The organism is Streptomyces sp. NRRL WC-3626 (genome assembly GCF_000718785.1).
Taxonomy (GTDB): Bacteria; Actinomycetota; Actinomycetes; order Streptomycetales; family Streptomycetaceae; genus Streptomyces; species Streptomyces edwardsiae.
Map to the genome: position 1 here is coordinate 570,000 of NZ_JOCA01000002.1, position 14,594 is coordinate 584,593.

Below are 14,594 nucleotides of genomic sequence, written 5' to 3' on the forward strand. Positions count from 1 at the left end.
GCGCCCATGGCGGCGGACCAGGCCGAACAGGCGCTCGTGGAACGGTGGCGCGGCGTACTCGCGCTGCAGGCGCGCACCCAGTGCGAGATCGACCGCGCTCTGCACGAACACGGCCTGTGCGGCAGCGACTTCGAGGTCCTCGACATCCTCGCCCAGAACCGCGGATCGGGCGGCTGCTCCTACCGCGTCCAGGAGATCTCCGAGCATGTCCATCTGAGCCAGAGCGCGCTGTCCCGGCTGATCGCCCGGCTGGAGAAGGAGGGCCTCGCCGAGCGCGGGCTCTGCCCGGAGGACCGGCGCGGCGTACGCGTCTCGCTCACGGCGAAGGGACGCGCACTGCATGGCGAGGTGCTGCCCGTACAGCGCGCGGTACTGGCCCGCATGCTCGCGGACGGCTGAGCGACGGGGCTCCGGAGGGCGACCTCAGATGACGGCGGACGTCTCCCGCCACAGCGCGGCGAGCCCCGGATCGCCGGACACCGCCGGCACCGGCGCCCGGTTCCACAGCGCGAGATACAACTGCTCGGCCGTTCCGGACAGTTCGCACTCCGCCTCCCCGGACCCGTCCCGCGTGGTCACGGGCGGCTCCTGGGACAGCCGTACGGTCCACACCGCGTCCGCGTCGGTCGCGCGCACGCGCAGGATCCTGGGCGCCCCGGTGCGCACCCGGCTCCGTGCCCGCGCGTGGAAGCCGCGCAGCAGCTCGTCGACGCCGTCCGCCGCGAAGTCCGCGGGGACGGCTGACGGTGTGCCGCCGCCGGCCGACTCCGCGTCGAACCGGTGGACGGTCGTCTCGTGTGCCTGCCGGCGGGCCCAGAACACGAGCGCGGAGGGTGCTCCCGGCAGAAAGGTGAAGCACTCCACGCCGGGCGCCGCACCCGCCAGGGTGTCCACCAGCCGCCGGTGGCCGTCGCGGTACCAGTCCACCAGCGCGGGGCCGTCCAGCTCCGGGGGCTCACCCATCGGGCGTGGCCCGGTGTGCCCGTCCGCGACGAAGGCGGCGGCCCACCGGTGCACCACGCCCGTGTGCCGGAGCAGGTCCCGGACGCGCCACCCCGGGCAGGCCGGGACGACGGCGTCCGTACCGGTCCGCTCGGCGGCGCCGACGAGCAACCGGCCTTCCTTCTCCAGGATTCCGAGGTACCGGGCCGTGTCCATGGGCAGGATTGTGCCGGACGGACGTTCGCCCTGATCTACGGAAGCGGGGTCCCGCCCGTCGCGTTGACGATCTCGGCGGTGATGTACGACGCCTCCTGCGAGGCCAGGAAGACGTACGCCGGGGCCATCTCGGCCGGCTGGGCGGGACGCCCGATGGGCGCCTGCTTGCCGAACTCCGTGGTGTCCGGCAGGGTCGCCGGGATCAGCGGCGTCCACACCGGGCCCGGCGCCACGGCGTTGACCCGGATGCCCCGCTCGATCAGCATCTGCGCCAGCCCCTGGGTGAACGTGACGATGGCGCCCTTCGTGGTCGCGTAGTCCAGCAGGTGCGGGCTCGGCTTGTACGCCTGTACGGACGCCGAGTTGATGACGCTGCCGCCCTCCCGCATGTGCGGCACGGCCAGCTTGCACAGCCAGAACATGCCGTACAGGTTGGTGCGCATCACCCGGTCGAACTGCTCGGTGGAGATCGCCTCGATGCCGTCGGGCTGCGACATCTGGTACGCCGCGTTGTTCACCAGGATGTCGATCCGGCCGAACTCGGACACGGCGCGGTCGATCAACGCCCGGCAGTTCTCCTCCTCCCGCACGTCGCACGCGACCGGCACGGCGCGCCGGCCGGCCTCCTCCACCCACCGGGCCGTCTCGGCGGCGTCGTCCTTCTCGCTGTCGAGATGCGTGAAGACCACGTCCGCGCCCTCACGGGCGAACGCCAGGGCGACCGCCCGGCCGATCCCGGAGTCCCCGCCCGTGATCACGGCCTTCCGGTCCGTCAGCCGGCCGCTGCCCCGGTAGGAGTCCTCCCCGTGGTCCGGCGGCGGGTCCATGGGCCCGGTCCAGCCGGGATGCGGCTGGTCCTGCGACGGGAAATCGGGGGCCGGGTGCTGCTCGACGGGATTGCGCTGTTCGGTCACGGTCACTCCCGTATCCGTGGAGGGGCGGTCGGTCCTCGCGTCCGACGGCGCGGGGCCGGCGGACTCCGACGCCGGGTACCCCGGCACCGCGTGTCCGATCCGGCGCGTCCGGCCGTGCCACCCGGACGGCCGGGAGCCCGGACGGGCTCAGTCCGTGCTCACCCGGCGGGTCGCGAAGCCGATGACGGTGGCCACCGCCGCCAGCACCGCCACGCTCGTCAGCGCGGCCGGCAGACTGAACCAGTCCGCCATGAAGCCGATCGCGGGCGGGCCGAGCAGCATGCCGCCGTAGCCCAGGGTGGAGGCGGTGGCGACCCCGCTCGGGCCGGCCAGCGCGCCGGCCCGCTCGACGGCCACGGGGAACAGGTTGGCGAGCCCGAGGCCGGTCACCGCGTAGCCGAACAGGGCCGCCCACAGGGTCGGCGCGAGCGCGCCCAGCAGCATGCCGGCCGCCGCGGTGGAACCGCCCACGAGCACCGTACGGGTCCGGCCCAGCCGTTCCAGCAGCGTCGTCCCCGAGAACCGCCCGATCGTCATCGCGAGCGCGAACAGCGAGTACCCGACGGCCGCGGCGCCCGGCGACGCGTCGAGGTCCTCCTCCAGGTGGAGCGCGCCCCAGTCGGCCAGCGCCCCCTCGCCGTACGCCGTGCACAGGGCGATGAGCCCGAAGACGATCACCAGCGCGCGGGTACGGCGGTCGGGCCGGCGGGGTGCGCCGTCCCGCTCGGCGCGTCCCGCGTCCGCCGGGGTCAGCGGCTCGCACCGCATCAGCGCCCGCCCCGCGACCGCCGTCACGAGCAGTCCCACGACGGCGAGCCCCCACAGATGCCGGGTGGGCGACAGCGAACCGGCCACCAGCGCGCCCAGCCCCGCGCCGACCATGCCGCCCAGACTGAACGCGGCGTGGAAGCTCGGCATGATGGGCCGCCTCAGCACGGCCACCAGATCGACGGCGGCGCTGTTGAAGGCGACGTTGATCCCGCCGTACGCCGCTCCGAACAGCAGCAGGACGACGCCGAGCGCGAGGGGGGAACGGGTCAGCGGCGGCAGACCCACGCTGAGGCAGAGCAGCACCGCGCAGACGACCGTGACGAGATGGCTGCCGTACCGGCGGCACAGGCGGCCGGTGAGCGTCATGGTGATCACGGCCCCGGCGGAGACACCGAGCAGGGCGAGCCCGAGGGTGCTCGCGGAGGCGCCGGTCTGTTCCTTGATGGCGGGGATGCGCACCACCCAGCCGGCGAAGACGAAGCCGTCGAGGGCGAAGAACGCGGTCAGGGCGAGACGGAGTCGGACGAGGTCGGTACCCGGCACCACACCGTGCGAACGGGTTTTGTTTATTAGCGGCACAAACTCAGGCTAGGCGGCGACACCGGACCGGGGCAAGAAGGGCCCTCGGCGAGGGCCCGGTGCGGCCGGTGTGCCGCCGGAGGAGTGGAGCGTTAACCCGTGTGAACGTCCCGGATGGTGGAGCCGGGTGCCATGAATGAGCGTGGACCACGCCGGAGAGCGGGACATTCGTGCTGACGAGGAGTCAGCTGCCCGGCCTCCCGTGGAAGGACTCTCAGATGCGCTCTGCCCGCATGGTGCTCGCCATCGCGACGGCCACGGCGGCCCTCGCCATCGCCGCGCCCGCAGCCTACGCCGACCACTCGGGCGAAGGGGACCACGACAAGTCTTCCTACAGCAAGGAGTACGACAAGGAGAGCAAGCACGACAAGCCGTACGGCGGGGTGCACACCGGCGGCGGGGCGCTGACCGCCGCGACCGAGGAGGACTGGGGCACCGCCAAGGACCCCAAGTACGACCCCGAGACGTACAAGGAGAAGGACGACTCGTCGAGCGAGGAGTCCTGGAGCGGCAAGCAGGACAAGGAGGGGAGCCACGAGAAGCCGCGCGGCGGGGTGCACACCGGTGGTGGCGGGCTCGCCGAGCCCGGAGTCACCGGGGGCGGCCTGGCCGCGCTGGCCGTCCTCGGTGCCGGCGCCTACGCGCTGCGCCGCAAGAAGGCCGCCGGCAGCGTGGCCTGAGCCGTGTCCGGTGCCATAACGGGGCCGTCGTACGCGCCTGGCGCGTCACGACGGCCCCGCTCGCCCGTCCGTGTGCCGTGCCCGATTGAGGTGGTTCCCCCCGATGCCGGCCAGTCCCTCTTCCCCCCTCGAAACCGAACAGCCGCCGCCGGCGAGGCGCCGGCTGCGCGCGATCATGACGGCGGTCTTCTGGAGCGGAGCCGGCGTGCTGCTGGCCGTGACGCTCATGGGCGGAGGCGAGACTCCCCCCGACGACGCCCACGGACCGCGCGCGGCGTCCGCGGTCTCCGCCGCACCGTCCCCCGCCGCGAGCGCGTCCGCCGCCGGCGAGCCCGCCGGTCCGCGTCTGGCCCGGTCCGAGCCGACCCGGCTGCTCATCCCCGCCATCGGCGTCGACGCCCCCTTCACGGACCTCGCCATCGACGCCAAGGGCCGGCTCGAGCCGCCGCCCGCCCACGACACCAACCTCGTCGGCTGGTACGCCAAGGGCGTCTCCCCGGGCGAACGCGGTACGGCGATCATCGCGGGTCACGTCGACACGGCGACGTCCGCGGCCGTGTTCGTGCGGCTCGGCGAACTGGAGAAGGGCGACCGCTTCCGGGTGCTGCGCGCCGACGGCAGCAAAGCGACGTTCGTGGTCGACGAGACGGAGTCCTTCCCCAAGGACGACTTCCCCAACGAGCGCGTGTACGCCGACACCCCCGACGCCCAGGTGCGGCTCATCACCTGCTCGGGGTCGTACGACCATGCCGTCCGGGACTACACGGAGAACCTGGTGGTCTTCGCCCACCTGGTCTGAGCCGGAGCCGGGGCTGCCCGGAAGGCGGGAGGGTGCCTTCCGGGCAGCGGTCGGTCAGGCCACCGAACAGCCGGCGCCGTTGAGGGTGAACGCGGTGGGGCTGGGGTTGGTGCCGGTCCGCGAGGCGGTGAAGCCGAGGCTGACCGAGCCGGACGCGGGGATCGCCGCGGTGTAGGAGGCGGCGGTCACGCTGACGTCGGTGCCGCTCTGCGCCGGGGTGCCGCCCCACATGTTGGTGATCCGCTGATCGGCGGGGAAGGCCCAGGCCAGCGTCCAGCCGTTGATCGCCGAGCTGCCCGTGTTGCGGACCGTGACCTCGCCCTGGAATCCGCCGGGCCACTCGCTCGTCACCCGGTAGCGGATCTCGCAGGCCCCCGTGGCGGAACCGGGGGAGGTGGTGACCGTGACCGTGGCGGAGCGCTGCGAGCGGTTGCCGGCGGCGTCCCGGGCGTAGACGGCGAAGGTGTAGGACGTGTCCGGGGAGAGGCCGGTGACGGTGGCGGAGGTGCCGGCCGTCGTGGTGACGGCGCTCTCCTGACCGCCGCTGATCCGCACCACGTCATAGCCGGTGACGCCGCTCGCGTCGGTGGCGGCGCCCCAGGTGAGGGTCGCGGACGAGGAACTCACCGCCGAGGCGCTCGGGGTGCCGGGAGCGGTCGGGGCCGTGGTGTCGTCGTTCGACCCGGAGCCGTAGACCGCGGCCTCCTCGGACGTGGCGGCGATCCCGTTCGCCCCCTCGAAGATCCGCCGACCCCAGCTGGTCAGCTGGTTCGGGTCGAAGCTCGTGACCATGTCCAGGTACTCGACACCGCCGCCGTTGCCGCTCCAGGACCAGCCGAGATAGCCGAGGCCCAACTGCTGGGTGACGGCCAGGATGGTGTCCTCGTCCGGGTTGCCGTCGGAGTGGTCGTGGCCGAACTCACCGACCACGATGGGGAGTTTCGCGGAGACGAAGCGCCCCAGATAGTCGCTGATCTCGGCGGCCGTGTCGAAGACGCCGTACATGTGGATGGAGAAGACCGTGTTGGCGTCCGGGTCGGCGGCGAAGACCGAGGCCGCGTTGTCGCGCATCGTGAACGCCCAGTCCTGGCCCCAGTTGGGGGCGTCGACCATCAGCGTGTGGTCGAACCCGGCGTTGCGCAGCTTCTGGATCGCCGCCTTCGTGTCGGCCGTCCAGGCGGTGTAGTTCGTGTTGCCGTACGGCTCGTTGCCGATGTTGACGATGACATGGTCCTCCTGGCCGGCGAGGGCGCTTTGGACACCGATCCAGTAGTCGGCGGCCTGGGACAGGGTGGCCGCTCCGCTCTGCTCGCCGTAGCCGGTGGTGTCGTGCACCTCCAGGACGCAGATCAGCCGGTTCTGCTTGCACTGCGCCACGACATTCGCCACGTCGGAGGCGTCGTTGCGGGTCCAGCGCTGGCCGCTCGCGAGGACCACCCGCACGGTGTTGGCGCCCTTGGCCTTGATGTGCGCCAGCGAGCTGATCCGGTCGGGGTACCAGGTGTGCGCGTGGTTGACACCGCGCATCACGAAGTCGTTCCCGGACGCCTCCAGGAGGCGGCCGTTCTCCACCCGGAACCCGGTGGGCGCCGCGTGTGCCGGAGTGGCGAGGGCGAGGAGGGGGAGCAGGAGCCCCAGGACGGCGGCGAGGAGGCCGACGGCTCGTGGGGAGTCGGGCGTACGGGGTCTCATGGCGGCTCCAGTGGGGGTGCGGTCGTTGTCTGCGGTGCGAGGGTGGCCGTGCGGTGTTCTCCGTCCGTCAGGAGGTGGCCGCGCAGTCGACGGTCGCCGTCGGGGCGGCGGAGGTTGCCGGGGTGGTGGCGATGAAACCGAAGGCGGTGCTCGCGTCGGGGGCGAGCGTCCCGTTCCAGCTCGCGTTGGTGACGGTGGCCGTGCCGTCGGCGGTGGTGCCGAGGGTGCCGTTCCAGAGCTGGTTCACCCGGGCGCCGTCGGCCGGTACGACCGTCACCGTCCAGCCCGTGAGGGGTGCGGCGGAGGTGTTGCGTACCGTCACCTCGGCCTGGTAGCCGCCCTGCCAGGTGGACACGGCCCGGAAGGACGCGGTGCAGGTGGCGTCACCGGGCTCGGTCGGGTCGTCCGGGTCGTCCGGGTCCTCGGGGTCGTTGGGGACGCCCGCGTCCAGGATCGCGTCCAGGGCCGGGAACCAACGTGCGGCGATCTTGACGTTGCCGGCGTCGTTCGGGTGCACGCCGTCGTAGGTGTCGGTGGCCGTGTCGAAGCCCGTCCACTGGTCGACCACGGTCACCGGGGAACGGCCGGTGCCCGTCGCCGCCGCCCACGCGGGGATCCTGGCGTTGAAGTCGACCACACGCTGGGCGCAGGCGGCACATGTGCTCGGGTTCATCGGGATGATCTGTGCGACGAGCACCCGCATGTCCGGGTTGGACTCCCGCATCTGACCCACGAGCTTGGTGTAGGCGGCGAGGATGCGGTCGGGGGCCAGGCCGCTCCAGACGTCATTGGTGCCGAAGTGCATGACAACGATGTCCGGCCGGGTCGCCGACAGCCGTGCGGGCAGCAGGTTCTGGTCGGCGACGTTGGTGACCAGTTCGCCGCCGTGTCCCTCGTTGTCGCCGTCGTGCGCCACGCCGCAGCCCTGAGCGGGCAGCGTGCCGACGAAGTCGATGTCCGTGTGCCCGGCGTCCACCAGCCGGTTCCACAGCAGGGCCCGCCAGCAGCCCGGCGACCCGGTGATGGAGTCGCCCAGCGGCATGACGCGGACCGGGTCGGCCGCGGCCGGTGCGGCCGTCGCGCCCGGCGCGAGGATCAGCCCGAGGGGGAGGAGCAGGGCGGCCAGCAGGCCGAGGAGCGGAAGCGTGCGTAAGCGTAAGAGGCGGGTGTCGCGCATGGTTTCCCCTTCCCTGATGAGGTGGGAGCGCTCCCATGCGGGACATCAAGCCACTGTTGTCATTGACGCGTCAAGAGCTTGGACGTGATTGCGACCGCGGCGCCGTGGCGTCCGCACGCCGTCGGGGCGCGGCCCGACGAGCCGCGCCCCGACCGGCGAATCACGCGTTCGATCAGGTCCGGGCGCCCTTGCGGGGCAGCGCCTTGCGCACCAGCGGCCAGGCCAGCAGCAGCACCACGACCGCGTAAACAATCACCGAGAACGGCGTGTCGACCAGACCCGTGACGCTGCCGTCGCTGATCTGCAGGGCGCGGCGCAACTGCTGTTCGGCCGCCGGGCCGAGGATGACCCCGATGATCGCGGGCAGCACCGGCAGACCGTACCGCCGCATCCCGAAGCCGATCAGACCGATGATCAGCAGGATCACCAGGTCGATCACCTCACCGCCGACCGCGTACGCGCCCACCGCCGCGAAGAACATGATCCCGGCGTAGAGGTACGGCCGCGGGATGCGCAAGAGCTTCGCCCACACCGGCGCCAGCGGCAGGTTGAGGGCGAGCAGCAGCACCATGCCGACGAACAGCGAGGCGATCAGGCCCCACACCAGGTCCGGTTCGCGCTCGAAGAGCAGCGGGCCCGGCTGGATGCCGTACTGCTGGAACGCGGCCAGCATCACCGCCGCGACCGCCGTCGTCGGCAGGCCCAGGGTGAGCATGGACACCAGCGTGCCCGCCGCCGAGGCCGACGCCGCCGACTCCGGACCCGCGACCCCCTCGATGGCGCCCTTGCCCCACTCGTCCTTGTGCTTCGACAGCCGCTTCTCCGTGACGTACGACAGGAAGGTCGGGATCTCCGCGCCGCCCGCCGGGATCGCGCCGAACGGGAAGCCGATGAACGGGCCGCGCGCCCAGGACTTCCAGGTGCGCCGCACATCGGCGCGGCCCAGCCACGGCCGGCCCACCGGAATCGGGTCCGGCGGCCGGCGTCGCAGATGCGCCGCGACCCACAGCGCCTCACCGATGGCGAACAGGCCCACCGCGACGATCACCACGTCGACACCGTCGGCGAGTTGCAGCGAGCCGAACGTCAGCCGCTGCTGTCCCGTCATCTGGTCCAGGCCCACCAGCCCGATCGTCAGCCCGATCAGCAGCGAGGCCAGGCCCCGGATCCGGGACGAACCGAGCACCGATGTCACGGCGATGAACGCCAGCACCATGATGGCGAAGTAGTCCGGGGCGCCGATGTCCACCGCCAGATCCGCGACCGTCGGCGCCAGCACCACCAGCAGGACCGTGCCCACCATGCCGCCCGCGAAGTGCCCGATGGCGGCGGCCGCGAGGGCCTGCGCGCCACGCCCCGACTTGGCCATGGGGTTGCCCTCCATGGCCGCGACCACGGCGGCGCTCTCACCGGGTGTGTTCAGCAGGATCGACGTCGTCGAACCGCCGAACATCGCGCCGTAGTAGATCCCGGCGAACATGATGAACGCGCCGGTCGGTTCGAGTCCGTACGTCACCGGCAGCAGCAGCGCCACCGCCATCGCCGGGCCGATGCCGGGCAGCACACCGATCGCCGTGCCGAGCAGCACACCCACGGCGGCCCAGAGCAAATTGAGCGGGGTGAGGGCCGTACCGAAGCCGTCCAGAAGGGAGTTGAGGGCGTTCATGTCACAGCACTCCCATCAGCGGACCGCCGGGCAGCGGTACTCCGAGCAGGTTGTTGAACACGGCGTAGGTGACGAAGGAGACCACCGCCGCGATCAGCGGGTCGCGGTCGGTTCTGCGGCTGCCGAGGGCGAAGGCCGCGCCCCAGAAGAGCAGCGCGCCCGCGACGGGGAAACCGAGCGGCTCGATGAGCACCGCGGACCCCAGGAACACGCCCGTCAGCAGCAACACCGTGCGCCAGTCGGCGGGTTCGGACAGATCGACGTCCTCGCCGGTCTCGGCCTGTCCCCGGCCCCCGCGCAGCACGTCGACGGCGAGCAGCGCGGCGATGACGAGCAGACCGGCGCCGACCACGACCGGCACGGTCTTCGGGCCGACCGGCCCGCGCTGCGTGATGTCGACGTCCATGGTGAGTGCGTCGGTGAGGACGAGCACACCGAGGGCCAGCAGCAGGACGCAGACGCCGAGTTCGGAGTGGTCGCGGAGCCAGGTGCGGCGTTCCCCCGTGGGGGCGGGGGTGCTGTCGTCGGTGGTCGGCGTCGTCACAGTCCGAGCTCCTTCAGTACCGACACCACGCGCTTGTCCTCGGCGTCCAGGAACGCGCCGAACTTCTCGCCGGTCAGGAAGGCGTCGTCCCAGCCGTTGCGCTTCATCGACTCCCGCCATTCGCCCGAGTCGTGCAACTCCTCGACCAGACCTATGAGTTTGGTGCGCTCGGCGTCGGTGAGGCCGGGCGGGGCGACGATGCCGCGCCAGTTGGTGAAACTCACGTCGTAGCCCGCCTCCTGGAGCGTGGGCGCGTCGAGTCCCGCGACGCGCTTCGGGCCGGTGACCGCGAGCAGGCGCAGTTCGCCGGACTTGATCTGGTCGAGGTATTCACCGACACCGGAGACACCGAAGGCGACCTTGCTGCCGAGGATCGAGGCGAGCAGTTCGCCACCGCCGTCGAAGGGGATGTAGTTGACCTCCTTCGGCGGGATCCCGGCGGCCCGCGCCATCAGCATCGGCGCGAGATGGTCCGGCCCGCCGGGCGAGGAACCGCCGCCCACCGGAAGCTTGCCGGGGTTCTCCTTCCAGGCGCCGACCAGGTCGTCGACCGTCCTGTACGGGGAGTCCTTCGCCACCACGACGACGTCCTGCTCCTCGGTGAGCCGGGCGATCGGGGTGGTGTCCGCGAGGGTCTTCGGCGCGTCGTTGGAGCGGACGGCGCCCACCACGCCCAGGCCCATCGACATGGCGAGTCTGCCGTTGCCGTGCTCGCTCACCAGTCGGCTCAGGCCCACCGTGCCGCCGGCGCCGGGCAGGTTGAACACCTCGATGCCGTGCGTGAGCCCGGCGTCCTCGGCGTTCTTCGCCGCCGTACGGGCCGTGATGTCGTAGCCGCCGCCGGGTGTGTTGGGAACCATGAAGCGCAGACCCGGGATCTGCGTGCCGGTCTCGGTGCCGCTGCCGGTCGTGAGCAGCGGCGGGCCCACGAGTACGAGCACGGCGGCCCCGAGCAGGGCGAGGGGTGTGCGCAGGCGCACGAAAGCCACCACCTGTCGGTCGGTCGTCTGGGATCACGCCAGGTCCCGTGGGGGAGAGTGACGCGGGCCACATGGTGCCCGCGTGTCGCCGGGCTGTCGCGCTTGCGGAAGCAATGGAGGTTGTGGTCGTTGCGTCAGCGTGGGTGCACGTCTCTTCTCCCTGCCCCGGGCGGGGGTCATGATGGGCGGTTCCGGGGCTGTGCCGCGGTGCTGTGCGGGGTGGTACGGGCGGGAGGAGCGGGAGCGATGAGCGGCATGCGGGGCGGGACGGCCGCGGCCGTCGGCACGATCGACGTGCTCGTGGTCGACGACGACTTCAGGGTGGCCCGGGTCCACCGGGCGTACGTCGAACGCCTCGACGTGTTCCGGGTCGTCGGTGTCGCGGGGACCGGGGAGCAGGCCATCGCCGCCGTGGACGAACTCCGGCCCGATCTCGTGCTGCTCGACCTGTATCTGCCCGATCTGTTCGGGCTCGACGTCATCCCCCGGCTGCGGACCGCCGGGCACGACTGCGACGTGATGGTCATCAGCGCCGCCCGGGAGGCGGACGCGGTCCGCGGCGCGGTGCGGCACGGGGTCGTCGACTATCTGCTCAAGCCGTTCGACTTCGAGGATCTGCGCGGGCGGCTGGAGCGATACGCCGTCCAGCGCGGGCGGTTGCTCGACACCGTGGTCCGCGGACAGGCGGATGTCGACCGGGTGCTCGCGGGCGGTGCGGCGGGGCCCGTGTCGCCGGTGCTGCCCAAGGGCATGAGCACGGAGACCGCCGGGCTGGTCGAGCGCGCCCTGCGCCAGGCGGACGGCACGCTGTCGGCCACGGAGTGCGCCGGGCTGACCGGGGTGTCGCGGGTCAGCGCGCGGCGGTATCTGGAGTACTTCCACACCGTGGGAACGGCGGACGTGTCCCTGCGGTACGGGGCCACGGGGCGGCCCGAGCGGCGGTACCGGTTCGTCGGGTCCGCCGGATGATGTCGGATGCGTGGCGTGGGCTTGTCTCCCGTGCGCGGGCGCGCCTAGGGTCGGACTGGGGGAAAGCGCTTTCTGAGTGGGCTTTCCCGTGTCCTCGTCGTTCTCCCTAGGAGCGCCGCATGTCCCTGCCCGTCCGCCGCCGTGTCGCCGTCGTCGGCACCGGTGCCATCGTCAGCGGCGGGCATCTGCCCGCGCTGCGCGCCCACGCCGACCGCACCGAACTCGTGGCCGCCGTCGACGTGGACCAGGTCAGGCTCGACGCCTTCCGGGCGTCCGCGGGGGAGCGGGTCGCCGGGTTCACCTCGATGAGCGCGATGCTGGACGCCGTACGGCCCGACCTCGTGCTGATCGGGACCCCGCCCTCGCTGCACCGGGAGCAGACCGTGGCGGCGCTGGCGGCGGGGGCCTGGGTGCTGTGCGAGAAGCCGCTGTGTCTGTCACTCGCCGAGTACGACGACATCGCGGCCGCCGAGGAGGCCTCCGGGGCGTACGCGTCCGTGATCTTCCAGCACCGCTACGGTTCCGGCGCCGCCCGCGCCCGGGCGCTGATCCGTGGCGGTGAGCTGGGTGCGCCGCTGGTCGCGCACTGCCAGACCACCTGGCACCGGGACACCGCCTACTACTCCGTTCCCTGGCGCGGCCGTTGGGCCACCGAAGGCGGCGGGCCGACCATGGGGCACGGCATCCACCAGTTCGACCTGCTGCTCCATCTCCTCGGCGAATGGGAGGAGATACGGGCCATGGCGGCGCGGCTCGTCCACGACACCGAGAGCGAGGACGTCTCCACGGCTCTCGTGCGGTTCAGAGGCGGTGCGCTCGCCACGGTCGTCAACAGCGTGCTCTCTCCCGACGAGGTGAGCCGGATTCGCGTCGACTGTGCGGACGCGACGGTCGAGCTCACCCATCTGTACGGGCATTCCAACGACGACTGGACCTATACGCCGGCCCGGCACGTCTCCGCCGAGCGGGCAAAGGCGTGGCGTACACCCGTGGCTGATGTGCCCAGTTCGCACACCGCTCAGCTGGGTGTCCTTCTCGACGCCTACGACGCCGGTGTGCGGCCGCCGGGGAGCGGGGCGGAGGCGCGGAGCACCCTCGAGTTCGCCGCGGCCCTCTACAAGGCCGCGTTCACCGGGGCGCCGGTGCGGGCGGGCGCGATCGGGCCCGGTGATCCGTTCTACGCCGCCATGCACGGCGGTCACTCCGACTGGGCACCCGAGGAGCGTGCATGAGCATCCGCGTCCGTCATGAGATCGGTGAGGCCGTGGTCGTCGAGGCGGCCGGGGGTACGGAGATTCTCCGGTATGTGTACCGGCCCGATCCCGAGCCGTTCGAGTCCCGGAAGCCGTACGCCCATCCGGTGCGGACGCTGGGCGGCCGTACCGTGACCGGGTACCGGCCGAACGACCACCGCTGGCACAAGGGCTTGCAGATGACGGCCAGCCATCTGTCCGGGCAGAACTTCTGGGGCGGCAACTCCTATGTGCACGGGCGGGGTTATCTGCCGTTGGCCGAGCGGGTCGGGTCCATGCGGCATGACGGGTTCTCCGGGTTCTCCGTGACGGGCGAGCGGCTCGATCTGGTGGAGCAGCTCACCTGGGTGGAGAACGCGGGGAGTGAATGGGCGCGGGAGGAACGGGGGTTGAGTGTTCACTCGGTCGACGCGCCGGCCGGGGCCTGGGTGCTCGACTGGTCGCTTCGGTTGCGCAACGTGCGGGACGTCGATCTGGTGTTCGGTTCTCCCACCACCGCGGGGCGGGAGATGGCGGGGTACACCGGGTTGCAGTGGCGGGGAGCGCGGGACTTCACCGGGGGGACGGTGTTCGGGGCCTCCGATGGGGGCGGGCTCATGGGGACGCAGGGGGCCTGGCTTGCCTTCGGCACCGAGCACGATGACGTGGACGCCCACTCCACGCTGGTGTTCGCGCACGCGCCCGAGAATCTCGGGGAAAGCGCGATTCATCCCTCGCACTGGTTCGTGCGCTCGGAGCCGATTCCTTCGGTGGCGTTCTCCTGGGCGTTCTTCGAGGAGTTCGTGTTGCCGCCGGGGGAGTCGTTCTCGTACCGGTACCGGATCGTGGTCGCGGACGGGGCGTGGGACCGGGAGCGGGTGGCGGCGTATCTGGACGGGGTGCCGTGGTGAGCGGCGGCAGCCGCGTGCCGTCGCCGTTGCCGGGGGCGGTGGGGCTGTCGCATCTGAGCGCGTACGAGTGGGAGGCCGCGGACGGGGTGTGCGGGGGGAGTCCGCATCTGCACACCGTGTGTACCGAGGCGTACGTCGTCACCGGGGGACGGGGCGCCGTGCAGACCCTGAGTCCGGACGGGTACCGGGACATCCCGCTGGAGGCGGGGGCGGTGGCGTGGTTCACGCCGGGGACCGTGCATCGGATGGTGCAGGGCGGTTCGCTTCGGGTCACGGTGCTGATGGAGAACAGCGGACTTCCGGAGGCCGGGGACGCGGTGTTCACGTATCCGCCGGAGGTGCTGGCGGATCCCGGCCGTTATGCCGCGGCGGCCGCCCGCGTGACGACGGAGGCGGAGGCTCGGCGGCGGCGGGATCTGGCGGTGGAGGGGTGGTGAGCTGTTGGGACTTTGCTGAGCGTGAGGGTGTTTTGGTGTGTACGAGTGAGCACGGTAGCGGCGGCCGGAGCTGCTGTGCCGCATT

The 14,594-nt window shown here is 72.0% G+C and carries 14 protein-coding genes and 1 pseudogene; 7 read left to right on the forward strand and 8 right to left on the reverse strand.

Going from position 1 to position 14,594, the window contains the following annotated elements; translation table 11 throughout:
• Nucleotides 1–6 precede the first annotated feature (6 nt).
• A complete protein-coding gene (locus IF28_RS0105485; protein WP_030214707.1) occupies nucleotides 7–399 on the forward strand; it encodes a MarR family winged helix-turn-helix transcriptional regulator in 393 nt (130 codons plus the stop codon).
• Between the two features lie 24 nt (nucleotides 400–423).
• On the opposite strand, the gene IF28_RS0105490 is transcribed toward IF28_RS0105485, so the two are convergent.
• From IF28_RS0105490 to IF28_RS0105500, 3 genes are all read right to left on the reverse strand, one after another.
• Nucleotides 424–1,158: a maleylpyruvate isomerase family mycothiol-dependent enzyme gene (locus IF28_RS0105490; protein WP_030214709.1), complete on the reverse strand. Its 735-nt coding sequence runs from the start codon at nucleotides 1,156–1,158 to the stop codon at nucleotides 424–426.
• A 35-nt stretch (nucleotides 1,159–1,193) separates the two neighbouring features.
• Nucleotides 1,194–2,072, reverse strand: coding sequence for an SDR family oxidoreductase (locus IF28_RS0105495; RefSeq protein ID WP_030214713.1), 879 nt, complete (start codon nucleotides 2,070–2,072; stop codon nucleotides 1,194–1,196).
• A 147-nt stretch (nucleotides 2,073–2,219) separates the two neighbouring features.
• On the reverse strand, nucleotides 2,220–3,386 hold the full coding sequence (locus IF28_RS0105500) for an MFS transporter (protein ID WP_030214714.1): 1,167 nt from the start codon (nucleotides 3,384–3,386) through the stop codon (nucleotides 2,220–2,222).
• Between the two features lie 254 nt (nucleotides 3,387–3,640).
• On the opposite strand from IF28_RS0105500, the gene IF28_RS0105505 reads away from it, so the two are divergent.
• Nucleotides 3,641–4,102 carry a hypothetical protein gene (locus tag IF28_RS0105505; RefSeq protein WP_234324941.1) on the forward strand — a complete coding sequence of 154 codons (462 nt, stop codon included), beginning with the start codon at nucleotides 3,641–3,643 and terminating at the stop codon, nucleotides 4,100–4,102.
• Nucleotides 4,103–4,205: 103 nt separating this feature from the next.
• Nucleotides 4,206–4,901, forward strand: a complete 696-nt coding sequence (locus IF28_RS0105510; protein ID WP_199808954.1) for a class F sortase — start codon at nucleotides 4,206–4,208, stop codon at nucleotides 4,899–4,901.
• A gap of 54 nt (nucleotides 4,902–4,955) precedes the next feature.
• On the opposite strand, the gene IF28_RS0105515 is transcribed toward IF28_RS0105510, so the two are convergent.
• The 5 genes from IF28_RS0105515 to IF28_RS0105535 form a co-directional block, all read right to left on the reverse strand.
• A complete protein-coding gene (locus IF28_RS0105515) occupies nucleotides 4,956–6,593 on the reverse strand; it encodes a cellulase family glycosylhydrolase (RefSeq protein ID WP_030214726.1) in 1,638 nt (545 codons plus the stop codon).
• 67 nt (nucleotides 6,594–6,660) lie between these two features.
• Nucleotides 6,661–7,770: a GDSL-type esterase/lipase family protein gene (locus tag IF28_RS0105520; RefSeq protein WP_030214733.1), complete on the reverse strand. Its 1,110-nt coding sequence runs from the start codon at nucleotides 7,768–7,770 to the stop codon at nucleotides 6,661–6,663.
• A 172-nt stretch (nucleotides 7,771–7,942) separates the two neighbouring features.
• Nucleotides 7,943–9,436: a tripartite tricarboxylate transporter permease gene (locus IF28_RS0105525; protein ID WP_030214735.1), complete on the reverse strand. Its 1,494-nt coding sequence runs from the start codon at nucleotides 9,434–9,436 to the stop codon at nucleotides 7,943–7,945.
• A 1-nt stretch (nucleotide 9,437) separates the two neighbouring features.
• Nucleotides 9,438–9,980, reverse strand: a complete 543-nt coding sequence (locus IF28_RS0105530; RefSeq protein ID WP_030214738.1) for a tripartite tricarboxylate transporter TctB family protein — start codon at nucleotides 9,978–9,980, stop codon at nucleotides 9,438–9,440.
• Nucleotides 9,977–10,960 (reverse strand): Bug family tripartite tricarboxylate transporter substrate binding protein, encoded by a 984-nt coding sequence (locus IF28_RS0105535; RefSeq protein WP_030214740.1) that lies wholly within the window; start codon nucleotides 10,958–10,960, stop codon nucleotides 9,977–9,979. Before IF28_RS0105535 ends, IF28_RS0105530 begins: the two co-directional genes overlap by 4 nt.
• A gap of 246 nt (nucleotides 10,961–11,206) precedes the next feature.
• On the opposite strand from IF28_RS0105535, the gene IF28_RS0105540 reads away from it, so the two are divergent.
• The 4 genes and pseudogenes from IF28_RS0105540 to IF28_RS0105555 all read left to right on the forward strand — a co-directional run.
• Nucleotides 11,207–11,929: a response regulator gene (locus IF28_RS0105540; protein WP_030214741.1), complete on the forward strand. Its 723-nt coding sequence runs from the start codon at nucleotides 11,207–11,209 to the stop codon at nucleotides 11,927–11,929.
• Between the two features lie 119 nt (nucleotides 11,930–12,048).
• Nucleotides 12,049–13,161, forward strand: a complete 1,113-nt coding sequence (locus tag IF28_RS0105545) for a Gfo/Idh/MocA family protein (protein WP_030214742.1) — start codon at nucleotides 12,049–12,051, stop codon at nucleotides 13,159–13,161.
• Complete coding sequence (locus IF28_RS0105550) at nucleotides 13,158–14,072, forward strand: PmoA family protein (protein ID WP_030214743.1); 915 nt, start codon at nucleotides 13,158–13,160, stop codon at nucleotides 14,070–14,072. The genes IF28_RS0105545 and IF28_RS0105550 overlap by 4 nt, the downstream gene beginning before the upstream one ends.
• Nucleotides 14,066–14,506, forward strand: a pseudogene (locus IF28_RS0105555) (cupin); the annotation flags it as partial. The gene IF28_RS0105550 and the pseudogene IF28_RS0105555, both read left to right, overlap by 7 nt.
• Between the last annotated feature and the right edge of the window lie 88 nt (nucleotides 14,507–14,594).